This window comes from Vibrio tubiashii, from assembly GCF_028551255.1.
In the GTDB taxonomy this organism is placed as follows: Bacteria; Pseudomonadota; Gammaproteobacteria; order Enterobacterales; family Vibrionaceae; genus Vibrio; species Vibrio tubiashii_B.
Genome location: NZ_CP117029.1, coordinates 3,151,159 through 3,170,235, shown reverse-complemented (window position 1 = coordinate 3,170,235; position 19,077 = coordinate 3,151,159). Strand labels below are relative to the sequence as shown.

The window sequence follows — 19,077 nt, the reverse complement described above, 5'->3', positions numbered from 1 at the left end:
TTAAACACCCACAACTCTTAATTCAGCTTCAAATGGCGTAAATTTCATATCGAAGTCCTTCATGACCTTTTCGGCGGCCCTTACCTGAGTGACATAGTGGCCATGCTCACTCACCGATATTTCTTCACCAGATCCCATGTAAGCAACCAAGCTGCGGTGCTTTTTTTGCCACCACTTGGCCTGTTGTTCATCAATGATGCTACTACCTGAACCACAGTCCACACAGAACTGGGGCGCGACCACACCGTCCATATCGCAGTCATAGCCGGATTTGCAATAACTGTGCATTGAGCCATGAAGTGTCAGCTTGCCATCTTTGACAGCCTTGTATATCACATCCCAAGAGCTATAGATGGTCGGAACCTCCCCCCGCATTTTCATGATCGTTTTGCCATGAGTTCCTGATAGTGTTTCATCAGAATGCCATTGCTTAAAGATTTTATTTGCGGTGGTTTCTGCATTTATTTCATGTAGTGCCTTTTGTATTTGCTCATCTACTTTTAAGTCTCTTCGGCTTGCCAGTTTTCCACCATTGGTGTACCACTCGGTCATAGCCAGATATAAGTGCTTAAACTGCTGTTTTAGCGAAACAAGTGTCCCTAATCGGTTTTTAATACAATAAAATGCAAGAGTGCGTCTAAATTGATGCGTAGCCAGAGGCCAAGGCTTACCTACCTTGATAGCTTTTTTTATTTTCTCTTGAGACCTTGGATTAGAGTCTAGGCATTCCTGATAATCTTCCTGCATCACAATGAAATTAAAGTGTTTACAAAAGCGCTTTAGGCGTTTATTCCAATCAGTGATCAAAACAGGTGTTCTTGAACGGATAGATTGACTCACCCAAAGTGAGTTGGTGTATTTTTCATCTGGATACTGTGCTTCTTTACGCCATTTTTGGGTGAGGGAACTCATTAGTTCAACTGCAATTTTTGAAGACCTAGCTGTCACCCATGTTTCTCGCTTTTCACCAAACTTAAAGGAGTGAGATTGAAGCATGTGATAGTCACGCCCCTCAAAGCTGTCTTTGTAGTAACTGTTAGGGGTAAGCTTATCGAGTTCAGAGTCCCGCATACCGCTAAACCCTCCGCAGACAATGTAGCTAGCAGCAATTAACTGCCCCAAATATCGCTTAAAATCAATTCCATGTTTAAGTGGGATGCCAGGGAGTTTTTGCGCCAAAGGTGCAATAATGTCGCTAGATTCTTGCGGTTGATTATCGGCAATAGCAAGTGAGTATTTATTGGTATCAATATTCCGTTCATCCAGCATGAAGGTAAAGGTTTGGCCATTTTCTACCTTGTTATCAAGTATACACTTACCTTCTAGATAGTTGTTTTGCAATGCATTTTTCGTGTTCTCTATAAGCTCTCGGTGTGGGTGTGCTTTTTCAATAAGTTCAATGGCTTTGCCGTAAATGGCATCACATAGGCGCTCTGGAATCACGAGAGTTTGCTGCTTTCCAATAGTATTAAGTTCGCGGGCTAATTTCTTGCTTTCAACCTTCTTTGCAAAGCCAAGGTTTATCTTGTGCCACGCGGCGTAATCGATGGCACTGTTGATGCCAGCAAAGCACTTCTCTATTGTGCTAATAACATATTCGTTATTTACCAAGTCCTCTTTAAAGGCTTGCCATACAGTAGGCTTTGATAGCGCTTGAAGCGAGGTGTGTTTATGGGCAGCCAAAAAGCGATAAGCGATTTTTATGTCTTTTAATCTTGATTCAACGCTTGAAAATGAAGCGGCTTTTCGCCGTTTCGGGTTTTTATTAAATAGCCAACCATAGGTGAGAAGTTTTAGTTCTCTTTGTAGTTCAGGTACATTATCAAACTCGTTGGTTGCTAGGTTGTTCTTAGATTTTCTTCGAGAAAAAGGTTTACAATTCCAATCATTTTGCACAAAGGTTGCAGTGACGTTTCCACTGTTATCTTTGCAGACAATTACATCATCTAACTCTTCAAAACGCTCTTCATGATAGAGAGTAACAATATCTACTTCTTCAACTTTGTGCTTTTCTGGAAAATCATTTAGGTAAAGGTGATTAACTGGCACTATTTACTTACCTCCAAGCTTTTGGGAATAAAATGAAGGATAGACTCAGGCTCATCCCATAAAGGGTGAAGTCCCTCATCATTTAACTTCGCTTTTGCTTGTTTGCGTATTTTGGTATTGATGTTTGGCAGGATTTTAGTGTCAATAAACCCAATGGTTTGCTCAAAGTTTTTGCGGTAATGATGGGCATCCAAATGCAAGTAAAGCGATTCCTCAATACATGCCCGAAATGACAGTAAACACCATACATCAGCAATGGATTGGACGATAACTTGGTGTGGGCAACCAAAGCACTCCAGCAGATTAGCACATGCTAATCGCTCACCCTCTTTAGTTAATCCTTGGGTTTGAGCTTTCTTGGTGTATTTTTCAGAGTTCTCACCAAAGGGGTCAGCGCAGCTTCCCCCATTGGAAGTTCGACTTAAATTGGGGATGTTCACTTTATTTTCTCGCTCAATGACAAGTACGTCGATACCTAGATTGTCTTTTGCTTGCTTGGTGTTAACCCCACTCTTAACCTGCTCTTCACGAATTGCCATGGCATCCTGAATCATCCCGTTATTAGCAACTCGATTACCTTCGCTATAATGCTTTTTACGAACATTCGGAGTGTTACCTAACATGATATCGTTAGCCAGTTCACCCTGGTGGTAAGTCGTCAGTTGTGCACCAGACTCTCGAAAACGGCTAATCACAGGGCGTAACCTGCGACCTGTCGAGTCGGTGAAAAAGAAGTGCTTTTCTAACCACGTTTTAAGAAAGTTTTGAAGCCTAGAGGATTTAATTCGCTGTACTTTATTTGAAGCGATAGTTTGCAGTAGTGTGGCATTCTCACCGCTTGAAATGCGCCTTGAGGCTTCCAGCAACTTATTAAAAAAATCGATAGAGTATTTAGGGATATCTAACTCATGCTCACCCATTTCGACACGGATAGTTTTAAATGCTCGACGTTTGAAAGCTGGCATGGTGTACCAAGCTTCCCCAACGGTCGTTGATGCATTCTCAGGTTGTTTTAATTTGAATAAATCGCCTGTATTCGCATAGGTGTAATAGGCAAGTAGAAAAGTACCTGCGCACATCATTTTAGAGATACCAGCGCACAATCGATATTCTTCGCCTTGCCATTGAAACGTCATGGTGGGCGTGGTTTTATGAGCGTTTATATGCTTCTCCGGTTCAGCCATAAACTGTTGGTGGGTTTGCTTGAACAGGGCTCTTAGAAAAGGGAGGAGCTGCTTTTTATCGCTTTTAGTATAAGCCTCATAAGGCTCTGTATCTTTTTTGTCCCTGACCACTACGTTATCAAAGTAATGATTTGGCAGCTCAAGGTATTGATTGAAAAGAATGGTTAATTTAGAGAGTTTACCTACATAGGTTGAGCTTTTTAGTGAGCCTAACATCACCTGATTATTAAGGTGATTCATGTAACCCTCTATTGAAGTTTTTGTGAATGCCGCTTCGCCTTGTTTGTCGCACCATCGCAGGTATTGAGAAGTTTCTGCGAATTTGCCATGGAGAGTGTCGTGACTGCCTCCTTCTTTGATAGCTTCGTCAAATCGGGCTTTAAGCTGAAGGATAAACCCTGTGCGGTCTGCATTTTCAAACTGACCGCCTTGCAGTAATGACTTTGTGGATGGGAAATGCTTGACCATAAAGCGATTAAAGTCTGCTTTATTGCTATGGTCAGTATCTAACTGAATGCATAGTTCAGGTTTCCAGCCGCTACTATAGAAAACGTTACCCATCATCAGATCCCAACGCTTCGTGCATTATGCTATCGAGAATGCCAAATTTGACTTTGAATACTTCTTTGCGTTTCAAGAAACGCAAATACTTCCAAGTGGTGGATTCGTTGTTATGTCCCATCCACCCCATCAGCAACTCCATACATTCGACAACGGGCAGTTTGGCCTCTAGTAAGTCACTGAGGCGGTAGGTGCCATAAGTGGCGCGCAAATCATGGAAGCGATGGGTAAATGATGGCTCTGCTTGTTTTATTTCAGCCCTGAACTCAATCCACCGAGCTTCAATGGATTTCCCTGTGGCAGGGTTGCCTTGCTGGCTAACAAATAGTGGTTCGTGACGTTCACAGCGCTCTAGTAATTCAATGGTCTTCTGGGCGAAAGGAGGGGCGTCGCTATCCAACTGCTCAATTTTCTCTCTCAGTTTGGCGACACGCTTCAGGCGGCGTTCTGACGTTCGATACTCATTCAATGACTGGAGCAAATCCGATGAAATCTCGACAGCCCGAGTCTTTAGGAACTTGGTTTGTATCCCTGTGGTTCGGGGGCATAACAGAACCTCAAAGCGATGCTCGCTCTCAGCAAGTGGAGTTGCGGTATCTAGTACATCGAGCGTTAGGGTTGCTATTTCCTCTACTCGCATGCCGGTATCAATTGCAAGCAAGGCTTGTAAACGTAGTTCTTCAGATGTTTGTAAGAGGTTTCGGGTCAAAATATTCAGGGCATCAAGGCTTAACGGGGATAGCGGTCTGATGTTTTTGCTATCCGCATCTCTGGGTACCTTTATGCGTAGATCACTGGCCTCAACAATAAAGGTTGGGGATAGATGAGTAAGCATCCCAGTACTCTTAACAGAGACAAACTCCACTTTGAAAGGGGTTTCCTTCTCATTTCTAATGTGTAAATAACCATCGTGCATCAACCACTTATAGTAATTGACGATTTGGTTCATACGAACGCTGGCTGTGCTGTAGGCAAGCTCGCCTTGATTTATTTGCTTGAGCAGGTGAGAGCGGAACAGGTAAGTAGGCTTGAGACGTTTGACGGGGGGGAATTTACCCCAATGTAACCCCTTGTCCTCAAGAAACTGGTAGTAGGCACGCAGGGCCTGTGCGCAGGGAGATAGGTCTTCAGCCTTTTTTACAGCCTTGAGATAAAACAGGTAGCTGTTGGCTTCGTGATTGAATACACCGTCTTGCGAAAAGAGGGTTGGAAGCGATCCGATATTGTCATTGTATGGTTGGCAATGGAATGACCCATTATCCAATTTTTCTAGCTTAGTCTCTTTGAAAACATCGCTAGAGTGTACAAGGTATGTCATAAATCATCCTGAAAAATATCACTGTCCACATATACAATATGGACAGTGATTGATTATTTTCCAGACTTATTTACGTGTGTAAGATGCTTTTCCTACACTAACCCCTCATAGTAACGAACTCTTCTGAACCAGTCGGGTGGATGGCAACCACAGAATCGAAGTCTGCTTTAGTTGCGCCCATCTTCATCGCGACACCGAAGCCTTGAATCATCTCATCGACTGTGAAGCCGATGCCATGTAGGCCCACAACGGTTTCTTCTTCACCCGCGCAGACTAATTTCATCTTACATGGCTGACGGTGCTTAGTTACGGCGGTGTACATTGCGGTAAAGCCAGAGGTGTAAACTTTCACATTGTCTTTGCCGTACTTCTCTTCCGCTTCTTGTGTCGTTAGACCAATGGTGCCGATTGGTGGGTGGCTAAATACCACGGTAGGCACTAGGTTGTAGTCCATCTTCGCGTTTGGCTTGTTGTTAAACAGGCGCTCAGATAATTGACGACCTGCTTTAACTGCAACTGGAGTTAGCTCGATACCACCTTCCATGATGTCGCCAACACAGTAGATACCTGGCACGTTAGTCGCTTGGAATTCATCGACCTTGATGTAACCGCGGTCGTTGGTTTCTACACCTGTTGAAGCTAGATTGATGGCATCGGTTGCTGGGTGACGACCGATAGCCCAGATGAGTTGGTCAACGTTTTGTGTGTTGCCGTTCTCTAGGTGCAGAGTCAGGCTACCGTCTGCTTCTTTCACCACTTCTTTTGGAATAGAGTGAGTATGCAGTTTAGGCCCTTCAGCTTCCATTACTTCAACCAACGTTTCGATGATCATTGGATCAAAGCTACGTAGTGGCGATTCTTTACGTACGTATAGGTGCGTTTCAGTGCCAAGTGCATTCAGAACGCCTGCGATCTCTACCGCGATGTAGCCTGCACCGATAACCGCGACGCGCTTTGGCTGCTCTTGTAGGTCGAAAAAGCCATTTGAGTCGATGCCGTATTCTGCACCTGGAATGTTAGGAATCGTCGGGCGTCCACCTACTGCAATCAGGATATGGTCAGCGGTGTAATGTTCACCATTCACTTCAACCGTTTTCTCGTCAACAAACTTCGCAAAGCCTTTGATGACATTAACCTTGTTGTTGCCCAGTACACGATCGTAAGACTGGTGAATACGACCAATGTAAGCCTGACGACTCTCTACGAGTTTGCTCCAATCAAAGCCTTTAACGTCAATGTCAAAGCCGTAATCTTCAGCGTATAGGTTCATTGCATCTGCAACTTGAGCGCCGTGCCACATAACCTTCTTCGGTACACAGCCTACGTTTACACAGGTGCCACCTAGGTCTTGAGCTTCGATAAGTGCAACTTTAGCGCCGTACATAGCTGCGCGGTTTGCTGATGCGATACCGCCAGAGCCACCACCGATACAGATGTAATCAAAATGAGTCGCCATTACTTTCTCCAAGATTATTAATTTTTCTGATAACAATTACATTGGGGTGAAAGTGAACGAACTCAATATCACCAAAATGATTTGTTATTTATCCCACCCTCTATCATAAATCGAGTCTAGCCTTTTCCTAAATGGGAAAAAGTGACATTTCTTATGACAAATAACGATGAATAGGTAGTAAAGCGGAATAAGGTGCTATTCCGCTTTATATTTGAAAGGATTAACCGCAGCAACTTGTTGACCCACAACCTCCCTGAGTTTGAATATCTCTACCTTCACCGACATAGGTGTTGGTTAGATAGAAGTTTGAGAATTTCTCATTGAAGTCTTCAGAGACAGTTTTCTCTGCCAAGCCTGTTTCGAGTAGGTTTTTTTGCCACGCCTGCATTTTTGGCAGACCACAGAAAAAGTCGTAACCAGAGTGTGCCTTGACTAGCGCTGCGCGGTGTAGCAGTGGTAACCAAGCCATATCTACGTTGCTTAAGTTATCTGATTTAAAGAACTGAGTGTCGCCAGATAATTGCTTTTCCACTTTTTTGAATGCAGTGATGAGCTTTTCAGCGCGCTGCTTAAAAGTCTCTTGGTCTTTGCTGCTCATTGTGCCGCATTGAGCGAGGTAGTTTTTCGAACCTAAGTAGCTCCATGCACGATCAAGAGCGCGTTGTTCATTGGTGACACCTTGCTCTAGAGGACCGAACTCATCTTCAATGTATTCAATGATGGCGTCTGATTCGAATAGTGTCGTGCCTGATTCTGTTACTAAGATTGGAACCTGACCATTCGGAGAGATATCTAAAAACCACTGAGGTTTGTTTTTCAAATCGATGTATTCAATCTCGTATGGAATTTTCTTTGCTTCAAGAGCAGCAGTGACACGTTGAACAAATGGACAAATTATAAAGCTAACGATCTTAAGCATGGTGTTTTCCTAAAGTAGTGGAGTATTTACACTTACTAAGACGATAGAGAAAAACAAAAGACGACATTTAATTTTAAAAATATTGAAATATTTTCTTCGTTCAATAAAAAAGGCGTAACCTCAATAGGTTACGCCCTTAAATAATTTGGTCCGATTTACTCTGGCACTATCCATTCGACTTTAAAGTGCCCAGTTGCAGGAGCAATTGCCTCTTTCAAGAAAGGTAGAATCTCGTTCATTTGGCTTTCTAGTTTCCACGGAGGGTTGATAACTATCATGCCTGATGCAGTCATACCACGCTCGTTGGTATCAGGGGTTACGCCTAGTTCTATTTGCAGTATCTTGCGAATGCCAAGACCTTCTAGGCCTTCAATCATATCTTCGATATCGCAGCGATTGACCACTGGGTACCAAATCGCGTAAATACCGGTCGCCCAACGTTTATGGCTTTGGTAAATCGCCTGTACCACGTCGCGATACTCTTTTGCTAGCTCGTAGGGCGGGTCAATCAAGACTAAGCCACGACGTTCTTTTGGCGGTAAACTCGCTTTCAGACGCTTAAAACCATCTTCTTTATAGATGCTTACTTGGCGGTCACGATGAAATTCTTGTTCAAGTAACGGGTGATCGGCTGGGTGCAACTCAGTCAGTACCATGCGATCTTGCTGGCGCAGGTGAGCACGAGCGACGCGTGGTGAGCCAGGGTAGTAACGCAGTGAGTCACCATTGTTAAGCGTTTTAATCGCCTCTAGATAGCTCTGAATATCTTCTGGAATATCATTCTGTTGCCAAACTCGGGCGATACCTTGTTTGTATTCACTGGTTTTCTCTGACCACTCGTGGGTTAAGTCATAACGACCAACACCTGAGTGAGTATCGTGATAAACAAACGGCTTTTCTTTCTGCTTCAGTGAGTTAAGAATAAGACTCTGAACGATATGTTTAATCACGTCTGCGTGGTTGCCGGCGTGAAAACTGTGGCGATAACTTAACAAAATGACACTCTCGAAATGGTCTTTAAACCATATTGAAGTTAGTACGAACGATTCGCCGATTATATACTCAGTGGCTTTGGGATGCTCGCATTTAGCAACAACTTAGCGTATCCCTTCTATTGAAAAATGACGACGCCACCTATATTTAATCTATAAGACGTTGAATATACTTAATAGACGAACCCGTCAGTTCGCTTGCCAATAAAAGGAATGATTTATGTCTAATCCACTTCTTAGCTTTACCGATTTGCCTCCATTTTCTCAGATCAAACCGGAACACGTTAAGCCAGCTGTTGAACAAGCGATTGCAGATTGCCGCGCTAAAATCGACAGCGTACTAGAGGGTAACACTCAACCGACTTGGAACAGTGTGGTAGCGCCAATAGAAGAAGTGGATGACCGCTTAAGCCGTATTTGGTCACCAGTGAGCCATATGAACTCGGTGGTCAACAGTGATGAGCTACGCGAAGCTTACGAAAGTTGTCTGCCTCTGTTATCTGAGTATGGTACTTGGGTTGGGCAGCATAAGGGCTTGTTTGAAGCCTACAAGGCAATCAAAGCGAGCGAAGAGTTTGCAGCATTGACTCAAGCACAAAAGAAAACCATCACTGACTCACTGCGTGACTTTGAACTATCAGGCATTGGTCTGCCTGCTGATGAGCAGCATCGCTATGGTGAAATCAGCAAGCGTATGTCGGAGCTAGGCTCTAAGTTCTCTAACAATGTGCTCGATGCCACTATGGGTTGGACTAAGCATGTTGAAGATGAAACGCAACTAGCTGGCATGCCAGAATCTGCGTTGGCGGCAGCAAAAGCGGCAGCCGAAGCAAAAGAGCTTGATGGTTACCTGCTGACTTTAGATATCCCTTCTTACCTGCCAGTAATGACCTACTGTGATAATCAAGAACTGCGCAAAGAGTTATATGAAGCGTATGTCACTCGCGCCTCGGATCGAGGTCCTAAAGCGGGCGAGTGGGATAACAGTGAGATCATCAATGAGCAACTGAAACTGCGTCATGAAATTGCACGTATGTTGGGTTTCAATACCTACAGTGAAAAATCGCTTGCGACCAAGATGGCGGAAAACCCTTCTCAGGTTCTTAGCTTTTTAAATGATTTGGCGAGTAAGGCTAAGCCTCAAGGTGAGCGTGAAGTAGAAGAGCTGCGTCAGTTTGCTAAGAGTGAGTTTGGCGTTGAAGCACTTAACCTTTGGGATATTGCTTACTACAGCGAGAAGCAAAAACAGCATCTGTTCCAGATTTCTGACGAAGAGTTGCGCCCTTACTTCCCTGAAGCAAAAGCGGTCAGTGGTCTATTTGAAGTGCTAAATCGTGTCTTCGGTATGACGGTCACTGAACGTGAAGGGGTTGATACTTGGCATGAATCGGTACGCTTCTTTGATATCTTTGATGCAGATAACAACCTACGCGGTAGCTTCTATCTTGATTTGTATGCTCGTGAACATAAGCGTGGTGGTGCTTGGATGGATGAGTGCCGCGTGCGCCGTAACAATGAAAATGGCGAGCTGCAAACACCAGTGGCGTACCTAACCTGTAATTTCAACCGTCCTGTCGGAGATAAGCCAGCACTGTTTACCCATGATGAAGTTGTGACTCTGTTCCACGAGTTTGGTCATGGTATTCACCATATGCTGACTCAAGTAGAGACGGGAGCAGTATCTGGTATCAATGGCGTGCCTTGGGATGCGGTAGAGCTGCCAAGTCAGTTCCTTGAGAACTGGTGCTGGGAAGAGGATGCATTAGCGTTTATCTCTGGTCACTTTGAAACAGGCGAACCACTGCCGAAAGAAATGTTAGAGAAGATGCTAGCAGCGAAAAACTTCCAGTCGGCGATGTTCATTCTTCGTCAGCTAGAGTTTGGTCTGTTTGACTTTACTCTGCACACGGAGTTTGACCCAGAAGTTGGCCCACGTGTCTTAGATACACTGGCAGAAGTGAAATCAAAAGTCGCGGTGTTGCCGAGCTTAGAGTGGAACCGTTTCTCGCACAGCTTTAGTCACATCTTTGCTGGTGGTTACAGTGCCGGTTACTACAGCTACCTATGGGCAGAAGTGCTATCTTCTGATGCGTTCTCACGTTTTGAGGAAGAAGGCATTTTCAATACCGAAACCGGTCAAAGCTTCTTGAACAACATTCTTGAAATGGGCGGAAGTGAAGAACCAATGGAGCTGTTTAAACGCTTCCGTGGTCGTGAGCCTCAGATTGATGCGTTACTGCGTCATTCAGGTATTGCTGCCTAACTTGAAAGTAAGAATTTAATCAATTCGAAACCGCCCCTCTGATACAGAGCGGCGGTTTTTGTTATTATACCTCCCATTAATTGCATGGAGGTTTTATGTTGTTGAACAAAGTTTTGTTAGGGGCTGGTTTAGTAGTGGTTATGTCAGGATGTGCTGAGCTAAAAGAGGCGGGAACAGCGATTGGTCACGCGACTCGTGACACCACTACAGCGATAGGTCATGCAACCCGTGATACAACCAAGGCGATCGGCCATGCATCACGAGATGCGGTTAACTCTGTCAAAGAAGACTTATCTTCAGAAGATTAGCCAAGCTTACTACGTAGTACTTTATCGGCTGAGATAACACCAGGCCCCCAAACCACGACATTCAAGATCATTAAGCCCCATAGCTGGTGATCATAAAAGCCTTTGTCCCAAAGTACGGGATAAGACACCACAGCGATAATGTTAAACACAAACAGGATCGCTGCCATTGGGCGTGAGAGAAGCCCTAACGCAAGAAAAACAGGCAATATCAGTTCAGCGGCTGTACCCATATAGGCAGCCAATTCCCAAGGTAAAATCGGAACTTGATACTCGTATTCAAATAGGAATAGGGTGCTGTCCCATGAGGCTATCTTAGTTAGCCCAGAATTAAAGAATACCCAAGCGACCCAAAGTCGACAAAACAGTAGCAGTAGCGGGACAAAGCCAGCTTGAAATTTGGCGACCCAGTTATCATAGCTCTCGAGCATATTCTTAATGGCGCTAGACATATTATTATCCTTCTAATGTGGCGAGCGAGAAACCTGCCAGTAGGTCATGTTGAGTGAGGAAGTCCAAATGGGCCAGCAGCGCTGGTGGGACTTCAGTGAGCATGCAGCCAGACAACAAATAGTTGAGCAGTTCATAAGGTTCAGCGGCGAGAGCCAAAGTCCACACTTCGCTTTCTGCTGAGTAGGCAATAATCCCTTGTTCTGCTTGCTCTAAACTTAAACCATCAAAGTTGTTACTGTTGATGGCTTGCTGGAGTGAGAACAGCGCGTAAGATGACTGAAACGCAATCACTCCGGGTTTCAAGTGCAATTGAATCTGGGGTTGCTGATCTTCTGCAACATGAGCAAGGTGAGCCAATGGCCGTAAATCGTCAGCGAGACTTATCTGATTCCCCAACTGTTGAGCAAGGTCTATATGCCATTCGAAACGAGCCACTTCTAAGCTATAAGGCGCGGCTTCAATCACCGGCGGAAAGCGTTCGATAGTTTGTTCGAAATGTTCCCCATAGTGACTGACATCCCCGGCTTGCAACGGGTAGTTGAGTACGTGTTGGCGGGCAACTTGCTCAAAGCACTCTTCCCCCCACAGGGCGTGCAGCATTGGGTAGGTTGCTTGTAGGACTTCACTAAGGCTGATGATGAAGTTATTGCGATAAATCTGCATTCTCTCATCGGCACTGAAAACATCGCTGCAAATATTGCAATCTTCACCAGAGGCTTGGTAGTGCAGCGCTTTGGCAAAGGTGCTTTGTAATTCGCTAAGGGAAGGTGAAGCATTTGATGTCATGACACTTTCCTCTTCGCGGCTTGCCACTGATTGAGTTGCTCGCTCGCTTTGGCTGCTTCCGCGAGCAAGACTTCTGGCTGTGGAATATCGAGATCCCACTCAATCAAGGTATGTCTTTCGCCATAGTGTTCTAACCAGAATTGATACAGTTGCCACACTTCATCACTGACAGGACGGCTATGGGTATCGATCCACACTTCTCCCTTATCGAGCTGCTTGACAGTAAAACCTGCCAAGTGAATTTCATCCACAGCCTCGGCCGGAATTGAAGCTAAATAATGATGGCTATCAAAGCCATGGTTGAATGCAGAGACATGAATATTGTTTAGGTCCAACAGTAGCCGACAATCAGTGCGCTTTTGGACTTCAGTTAAAAAGTCCCATTCACTAATCGTCGAGTGATTGAACTTCACATAGCTGGATGGGTTTTCAATCAGCATTGGCTGTTGCATCGCATCTTGAACCTCAAGCACGTTGCGGCAAAAGATTGCTAAGGCTTCTTCAGTGTAAGGCAATGGCAGCAAGTCATTGAAGTAATGGCCACCATTTTCACTCCAGCTTAAATGATCAGAAACCAGAAAAGGGTTTATCTCACTGATTAGATCTTGCAGCTGTTTGAGGTGACGACGGTTAACGCGTTCAACACTGCCTAATGATAGTCCTATACCGTGACAGCTAATTTGATAGTCATTAGCAAGCTTACGTAGAGTTTGACGTGGTGCCGAATAGGGTTGGAAGTAGTTTTCACTATGGATTTCTAGCCATGACAGTGATGGTTTCTCTTGGCTGAAATAATCTAGGTGCGGTGAACGTAATCCCACCCCGACTTTATTATGAAAATGATCTGCATTCACTGGGCGTTCCTTGAAAGTAGAAGCGGCAGAAGTAAGGCGGCCGATTGAGCCTCAGGCCGCCTAAAATTTTTATTATGAAGATTGAGTGCTGCCGCCTGTTAGCTTGCCACATAGACCTTTTGGTACGACTACGAAAGCATCCGTTTGGTTGTCTTCTTTTGATGTACCTGCACATGAGCTGGTTTTAGTTGCACAGTCATTTTTACCTGCTTTTGCCACGCCGTAGCATTTTTCTTTCTCTGCTGCGACCGCTGGAGCAGCCGTTAACATTGTGCCACCAAGAGCAATTAAACCAGTAACAGCGGCAGTAACAGCAAGATTAGACTTTTTCATAGTAATTTCCTCAGACTTTATTCCTTTACTTTATGTGGGCAAGCGAATCATGAAGTAATTCATCAACTTGCTTAATTAAAAGGATAGAAAACTCGCCTAAAAACTTTCAAATAAATTATAGAAAATGACGTTATTATTAGTTTTGGTTATTTAATTTATTGATTTAACAGACTTTTAACAGTTGGTTTTTTTTCTATTTTTTTGTGTTGGAAGCCTAAAAAGTACCAATAGCGGCAAATTCAGTTGCTTATCCCTGCACCTAGCATCTTGAGGTCACTCGGGTATAATGCCATTTCATGTATAGATAACCAGTAACTGAGCACACAATGGATCCTTCCTTACTTCTCGATGGTCTGAATGACAAGCAGCGTGAAGCCGTGGCTGCACCACTAGAAAACTTACTCGTATTGGCTGGCGCAGGCAGTGGTAAAACACGTGTGCTAGTGCATCGTATTGCGTGGTTGATGTCTGTTGAGCAAGCTTCGCCGTTCTCTATTATGTCGGTGACCTTCACTAACAAAGCGGCGGCGGAAATGCGCGGGCGTATTGAAGAGCTAATGATGGGTAGTGCTTCGGGCATGTGGAACGGTACATTCCATGGTATCTGTCATCGTATCCTTCGTGCTCACTATCTGGATGCCAAGTTACCTGAAGATTTTCAGATCATTGATACAGACGATCAGCAGCGCCTATTGCGTCGCTTGATAAAAGCGCAAAACCTTGATGAAAAACAGTGGCCAGCGCGTCAGGTTAGCTGGTGGATCAATGGCAAAAAAGATGAAGGTCTACGCCCGAATCATATTGATGCTTATCACGATCCCGTTACTAAAACTTACTTGCAGCTTTATACGGCTTATCAAGAAGCTTGTGATCGAGCTGGTCTGGTCGATTTTGCTGAAATCCTGCTTCGTGCCCATGAGTTATTGCGTGATAACAAGTTTGTTCGAGAGCACTATCAAGCTCGATTCAAGCATATCTTGGTCGACGAATTCCAAGATACCAACAATATTCAGTATGCTTGGTTACGCATGATGGCGGGGCCCGAGTCTCATGTCATGATTGTGGGTGATGACGATCAGTCTATCTATGGTTGGCGCGGAGCAAAAATCGAGAACATTGAGAAATTCACCCGAGAGTTCCCAAGCGTTAACACCATTCGTCTTGAGCAAAACTATCGCTCAACAAAAACCATCCTAGAGGCGTCGAACACCCTGATTGCCAATAATACTGAGCGAATGGGTAAAGAGCTGTGGACGGACGGCGCGGAAGGTGAGCCAATTTCTGTTTACTCTGCCTATAACGAGTTGGATGAAGCTCGCTTTGCCGTGAATAAGATAAAGGAATGGCAAGACAAAGGCGGAGCGCTGAATGATGCCGCTATGCTGTATCGAAATAACGCCCAGTCACGTGTACTCGAGGAAGCGTTGATTCAGGCAGGCTTACCTTATCGTATTTATGGCGGTATGCGATTCTTCGAACGCCAAGAAATCAAAGATGCACTTAGCTATCTGCGCTTAATGGCCAATCGTAACGATGACGCGGCTTTTGAGCGAGTGGTGAATACGCCAACTCGTGGCTTAGGGGATAAAACGCTAGAGACGATTCGTTTTGCTGCGCGCGATCGCGGTTGCACTATGTGGGAAGCTAGCGTTGCGCTCCTTGATGAGAAAGTCTTAGCTGGTCGTGCTGCTGGAGCTTTAAGCCGCTTCGTTGAATTGGTTAACGCCTTAGAAGATGACACATGTGAGTTGTCATTGCATGAGCAAACCGACCACGTCATCAAGTACTCAGGCTTGTTCGCTATGTACGAGCAAGAAAAAGGCGAGAAGTCTAAAGCTCGCATTGAGAACTTGGAAGAGCTGGTAACGGCGACCCGACAGTTTGAAAAGCCAGAAGAAGCGGAAGAAATGACCCTACTGACGGCTTTCTTGACTCATGCCGCGTTGGAAGCGGGTGAAGGTCAGGCTGACGAGTTTGAAGATGCCGTTCAGCTCATGACACTGCATAGTGCAAAAGGTCTAGAGTTCCCACTTGTGTTTATGGTCGGTGTTGAAGAAGGCATGTTCCCAAGCCAGATGTCTGCGGAAGAAGCAGGGCGTTTGGAAGAGGAGCGCCGCCTTTGCTACGTCGGCATGACGCGAGCAATGGAAAAGCTCTACATCACGTATGCAGAGATGCGCCGTTTATACGGTCAGGATAAGTACCATAAGCCATCCCGTTTTATTCGTGAATTGCCAGAGACGTGTCTTGATGAAGTGCGTATGAAAGCGCAGGTGAGTCGTCCGGCAAGCTCAGGTCGCTTTAGTCAGACTGTGGTTAAAGAGAGTTTCAATGAAACTGGCTTTAGTTTGGGCTCGCGAGTTATGCACCCTAAGTTTGGTGAGGGTACCATTATCAACTTTGAAGGCAGTGGTCCACAAAGTCGTGTACAAGTCGCCTTTAACGGTGAAGGCATCAAATGGTTAGTCACTGCTTATGCGAAGCTAGAAACGCTGTAAGTACATTACTTCCTACATGTTCAATTTCCTACAAAAAGAGCTGCCACAGGGCAGCTCTTTTTTTGAGTAACAACTTACAGTGATGCTAGTGCGGCATCATAGTTTGGTTCTTCAGTGATCTCTGCAACGAGCTCACTGTGAGTAATCAGGCCTTCTTCATTTACGCACACTACGGCACGGGCTGTTAAGCTTGCAAGTGCACCTTCTGAGATGGCGACACCATAATCTTGAGCAAATTCCGGAGAGCGAAATGTTGAAGCGTGTTGCACGCCTTCAATGCCTTCCAATTCACAGAAGCGAGCTGCGGCAAACGGCAGGTCAGCTGAGATACACAGTACAACCGTATTGTCTTTGCTTGCCGCTTTTTCATTAAACGCACGAACGCTTTGCGCGCATACTGGAGTATCAATGCTAGGAAAGATATTCAGAATGACTTTTTTGCCTTTCAGTGAACCAAGAGTCAGTTCAGAAAGATCGCCTGCGGTGAGAGAAAATGCACTGGCTTGAGATCCCTTCGCAGGAAAAGAGCCAGAAACAGGTACAGCAGCGCCTTGAAAAGTAACTTGTGACATGAAAATAGTCCTTGTTTTACGTGTGGTTATGAAACTAAGTGAGTTCCATGCTAAACACATTACGTACAAGTGGTGAAAAAGTGAACTTTCAAAGTGTGAATTTTTATGTAAGTAGGGGATTGGTTCAAATCAGGTTGGCTTAGATTAAGAAAAACCCCGAGGGCGTGAGCCCGTCGGGGTTATAGTCTTACTCGCAGCAATCCGGCTACTATAGGTGCTCCATGCATCTAATCCTTGATAGTATGCTGACGTCCTTCAGCTTAGTCCATTCATCGCCATCCTAGCGGTGTCCTTGACCCTATCCTGGTCTGCTAACAATCATCCTCGTTAGCTCACTTCGCTTGTTCCTTGAGCGGTGTCCTTTTCATCATCCTGATGATAAGTCCTTTCCTCGTCCAGAGGTGTCCATTTCCCATCCTTAGTAGCAACCATCCTAGTTACTATTGCGTCCGTTCAATGTCCAATTCGCTTTCCATGCCGATTACTCATCCTAAGCAACCGTATCTTCTTCCTGAAGATTACCTAATCCGTGGTAATTTCCTGTTCCGTGTCAGCATCCTTCCGACACCATTCATATTACTCGTCTAACGAATTTCAGCAATATAAGGTAAACGTTTTTCTACATAAAAATTCGTTTATGTTTTATGCGTATCTTTATAAAACAGTGGCTTAGATATTGTTGTTTACATTTTTCTCAGCCAAAAAGCTATTTTTACTCACTTGCTTGTGAGAGATCTCGCACAAGCAAGTGAGTCGATCTACTCTATTTACCGATTGCTGTACCTTCTCGTCGTGGATCAGCGGCGCCTTGCAATTGGTTATCTTGCAGTAAAATAGCGTGTAATCCTGAATTCAGATCGCGAACATTGACCTTAAAGCCCATTTCCTCTAGTTGAGGTTTGAATTTTTCCGCGCTAGTACCTTGCTCTACGTCTAAAGTGCCGAAACGGTTTAACAGGTGAGGTTGGTTGGTTGCTTGCTGAATATCCATTCCCCATTGAGTGTGGGCAATAATGGCTTGTGCGACATAACCAATAATACGACTGCCACCTGGTGAGCCAATAGCCATATATGGTTTGTCATCTTGCATGATGATGGTTGGTGCCATTGATGAACGTGGACGCTTTCCTGGTTCTAAACGGTTCGCAATTGGCTTACCTTCTTTATGGGAGCGGAAAGAGAAATCGGTCAGCTCATTGTTGAGTAGGAAGCCATTGGTCATCAAACGTGAGCCAAATGCATTCTCAATTGTTGTGGTGATGGACACCACGTTGCCTTGTTTATCGACCACATTGAAGTGGCTGGTTGAAGGCAGTTCGATGGATTCATCCATGCTTTGACGCAGTGCATAGCTCCAAGGTGGGCTACCTGCACTCACAGACTCTAGAGCTTTACCCGGTTGAATGAGTTGTGCGCGCTGTTTTAGATACTCTTTATCAAGCAGACCTTGGGTTGGCATCGGCACAAAGTCTTCATCTGCCATATACATACCGCGATCGGCAAAGGCTAAGCGAGAGGCATCTGCAATCACTTGCCATGATTTTGCATTATCCGGCCCCCAAGCCTTGAGGTCGAAGTTCTCAGTAATCGCTAAGATTTGGCCAACAGTCAGAGCGCCTGAACTTGGCGGCCCCATTCCACAGACATCAAAGCTTTGGTAAACCGAACATACTGCGTCTCTTTGCTTTATTGAGTACGCATTAAAGTCTTTCTGTGCGAGTACCCCTGGGTTACCCGGGGCACTTTGTACCGTTTCGATAATATCTTCCGCGATTTTACCTTGGTAGAAAGCTTGCGCGCCACCTTTAGCAATTGCAGCGAGTGTTGCTGCATACTCCGGGTTTTTGAGTAAGGTACCCGCCGTTTTAGGTGAGCCATCAGAATTGAAGAAGTAGGCTTTCGTGGTGGCAAAACGGCTTAGACGCTCGGCATCTTTTTCTATCAGTGTCGCTAGGCGTGGACTGATCTCAAAGCCCTGTTTGGCAACGTCGACAACAGGTTGGATAAGGTCTGACCATGCTAGTTTGCCGTATTTTTGGTGTGTATCCCACATCAACTTGACGGTACCCGGCGTACCTACTGAGCGTCCGCCTACCACTGCATCGTAAAACTTCAGTGGTTCGCCATTGTCGTCTTGGAATAGACGAGGTGTCGCATCGAGTGGAGCCGTTTCTCGGCCGTCATACGTGGTAAGTTGCTGACTTTTGGCGTCCCAATAGACAAGGAACGCGCCACCACCAATACCTGAAGATTGTGGTTCAACCAAACCTAGCATTAGCTGGGTGGTGACCATGGTATCAATCGCGTTACCCCCTTTGGCAAGAATATCTGCGCCCGCTTGGGTAGCGATTGGGTTCGCTGCTGTCACCATCCATTCTTTGGCGGTAACCAGTTGTTTGTTCTCTAGACCACTACTGTGCTCGGGCGCTACAGAGTCGGCTGCTTGGTTGGCCCAGGTTGTCGCTGACGTTGCAAGCAAACATGTGGTTAGAAATTTGAGTTTCCACTGCATCTTGTTCTCCTTTTTATTTATG

15 protein-coding genes are annotated in these 19,077 nt (G+C 45.1%); 3 read left to right on the top strand and 12 right to left on the bottom strand.

The features are described 5' to 3' along the window. The 6 genes from LYZ37_RS14620 to LYZ37_RS14595 all read right to left on the bottom strand — a co-directional run bounded on the left by LYZ37_RS14620 (position 1) and on the right by LYZ37_RS14595 (position 8,482). Positions 1-2,049 carry a hypothetical protein gene (locus LYZ37_RS14620; protein WP_272785944.1) on the bottom strand — a complete coding sequence of 683 codons (2,049 nt, stop codon included), beginning with the start codon at positions 2,047-2,049 and terminating at the stop codon, positions 1-3. Further along, the gene (locus LYZ37_RS14615; protein ID WP_272785943.1) at positions 2,049-3,794 is read right to left on the bottom strand and encodes a hypothetical protein; all 1,746 of its coding nucleotides are present in this window, start codon (positions 3,792-3,794) and stop codon (positions 2,049-2,051) included. The genes LYZ37_RS14620 and LYZ37_RS14615 overlap by 1 nt, the downstream gene beginning before the upstream one ends. Continuing rightward, on the bottom strand, positions 3,787-5,112 hold the full coding sequence (locus LYZ37_RS14610; protein WP_272785942.1) for a tyrosine-type recombinase/integrase: 1,326 nt from the start codon (positions 5,110-5,112) through the stop codon (positions 3,787-3,789). Before LYZ37_RS14610 ends, LYZ37_RS14615 begins: the two co-directional genes overlap by 8 nt. Positions 5,113-5,209: 97 nt before the next feature. After that, entirely contained in the window at positions 5,210-6,568 is a 1,359-nt protein-coding gene (gorA, locus tag LYZ37_RS14605) for a glutathione-disulfide reductase (RefSeq protein ID WP_272785941.1), read from the bottom strand. Between the two features lie 220 nt (positions 6,569-6,788). Next, entirely contained in the window at positions 6,789-7,487 is a 699-nt protein-coding gene (locus LYZ37_RS14600; RefSeq protein WP_272785940.1) for a glutathione S-transferase family protein, read from the bottom strand. A 155-nt stretch (positions 7,488-7,642) separates the two neighbouring features. Next, a complete protein-coding gene (locus LYZ37_RS14595; RefSeq protein WP_272785939.1) occupies positions 7,643-8,482 on the bottom strand; it encodes a 23S rRNA (adenine(2030)-N(6))-methyltransferase RlmJ in 840 nt (279 codons plus the stop codon). Between the two features lie 217 nt (positions 8,483-8,699). On the opposite strand from LYZ37_RS14595, the gene prlC reads away from it, so the two are divergent. Continuing rightward, positions 8,700-10,742, top strand: a complete 2,043-nt coding sequence (gene prlC / locus LYZ37_RS14590) for an oligopeptidase A (protein ID WP_272785938.1) — start codon at positions 8,700-8,702, stop codon at positions 10,740-10,742. A 95-nt stretch (positions 10,743-10,837) separates the two neighbouring features. Next, a complete protein-coding gene (locus LYZ37_RS14585) occupies positions 10,838-11,050 on the top strand; it encodes a hypothetical protein (protein WP_272785937.1) in 213 nt (70 codons plus the stop codon). On the opposite strand, the gene LYZ37_RS14580 is transcribed toward LYZ37_RS14585, so the two are convergent. The 4 genes from LYZ37_RS14580 to LYZ37_RS14565 all read right to left on the bottom strand — a co-directional run bounded on the left by LYZ37_RS14580 (position 11,047) and on the right by LYZ37_RS14565 (position 13,473). Further along, positions 11,047-11,499, bottom strand: a complete 453-nt coding sequence (locus tag LYZ37_RS14580) for a DoxX family protein (RefSeq protein ID WP_272785936.1) — start codon at positions 11,497-11,499, stop codon at positions 11,047-11,049. The genes LYZ37_RS14585 and LYZ37_RS14580 overlap by 4 nt on opposite strands. Before the next feature lie 4 nt (positions 11,500-11,503). Next, positions 11,504-12,286, bottom strand: a complete 783-nt coding sequence (locus tag LYZ37_RS14575) for an HvfC/BufC N-terminal domain-containing protein (protein ID WP_272785935.1) — start codon at positions 12,284-12,286, stop codon at positions 11,504-11,506. Then, complete coding sequence (gene bufB, locus LYZ37_RS14570) at positions 12,283-13,140, bottom strand: MNIO family bufferin maturase (RefSeq protein ID WP_272785934.1); 858 nt, start codon at positions 13,138-13,140, stop codon at positions 12,283-12,285. The genes LYZ37_RS14575 and bufB overlap by 4 nt, the downstream gene beginning before the upstream one ends. Positions 13,141-13,212: 72 nt before the next feature. Then, on the bottom strand, positions 13,213-13,473 hold the full coding sequence (locus LYZ37_RS14565; protein ID WP_004745517.1) for a BufA1 family periplasmic bufferin-type metallophore: 261 nt from the start codon (positions 13,471-13,473) through the stop codon (positions 13,213-13,215). 326 nt (positions 13,474-13,799) lie between these two features. Between LYZ37_RS14565 and uvrD the strand changes: the two genes are divergently transcribed. Next, on the top strand, positions 13,800-15,971 hold the full coding sequence (gene uvrD, locus LYZ37_RS14560) for a DNA helicase II (RefSeq protein WP_272785933.1): 2,172 nt from the start codon (positions 13,800-13,802) through the stop codon (positions 15,969-15,971). Between the two features lie 74 nt (positions 15,972-16,045). Here uvrD and tpx read toward each other — a convergent pair whose 3' ends face one another. After that, on the bottom strand, positions 16,046-16,543 hold the full coding sequence (tpx, locus tag LYZ37_RS14555) for a thiol peroxidase (RefSeq protein WP_272785932.1): 498 nt from the start codon (positions 16,541-16,543) through the stop codon (positions 16,046-16,048). Positions 16,544-17,306: 763 nt separating this feature from the next. Then, a complete protein-coding gene (gene ggt, locus LYZ37_RS14550) occupies positions 17,307-19,055 on the bottom strand; it encodes a gamma-glutamyltransferase (protein ID WP_272785931.1) in 1,749 nt (582 codons plus the stop codon). Positions 19,056-19,077: the final 22 nt, after the last annotated feature.

Coding starts and splice junctions, on each gene's coding strand:
- LYZ37_RS14585 (WP_272785937.1), top strand. CDS start 10,838: ATGTTGTTGAACAAAGTTTTGTTAGGGGCTGGTTTAGTAGTGGTTATG.
- LYZ37_RS14600 (WP_272785940.1), bottom strand. CDS start 7,487: ATGCTTAAGATCGTTAGCTTTATAATTTGTCCATTTGTTCAACGTGTC.
- LYZ37_RS14575 (WP_272785935.1), bottom strand. CDS start 12,286: ATGACATCAAATGCTTCACCTTCCCTTAGCGAATTACAAAGCACCTTT.
- LYZ37_RS14565 (WP_004745517.1), bottom strand. CDS start 13,473: ATGAAAAAGTCTAATCTTGCTGTTACTGCCGCTGTTACTGGTTTAATT.
- gorA (WP_272785941.1), bottom strand. CDS start 6,568: ATGGCGACTCATTTTGATTACATCTGTATCGGTGGTGGCTCTGGCGGT.
- ggt (WP_272785931.1), bottom strand. CDS start 19,055: ATGCAGTGGAAACTCAAATTTCTAACCACATGTTTGCTTGCAACGTCA.
- LYZ37_RS14615 (WP_272785943.1), bottom strand. CDS start 3,794: ATGGGTAACGTTTTCTATAGTAGCGGCTGGAAACCTGAACTATGCATT.
- prlC (WP_272785938.1), top strand. CDS start 8,700: ATGTCTAATCCACTTCTTAGCTTTACCGATTTGCCTCCATTTTCTCAG.
- LYZ37_RS14610 (WP_272785942.1), bottom strand. CDS start 5,112: ATGACATACCTTGTACACTCTAGCGATGTTTTCAAAGAGACTAAGCTA.
- tpx (WP_272785932.1), bottom strand. CDS start 16,543: ATGTCACAAGTTACTTTTCAAGGCGCTGCTGTACCTGTTTCTGGCTCT.
- LYZ37_RS14580 (WP_272785936.1), bottom strand. CDS start 11,499: ATGTCTAGCGCCATTAAGAATATGCTCGAGAGCTATGATAACTGGGTC.
- uvrD (WP_272785933.1), top strand. CDS start 13,800: ATGGATCCTTCCTTACTTCTCGATGGTCTGAATGACAAGCAGCGTGAA.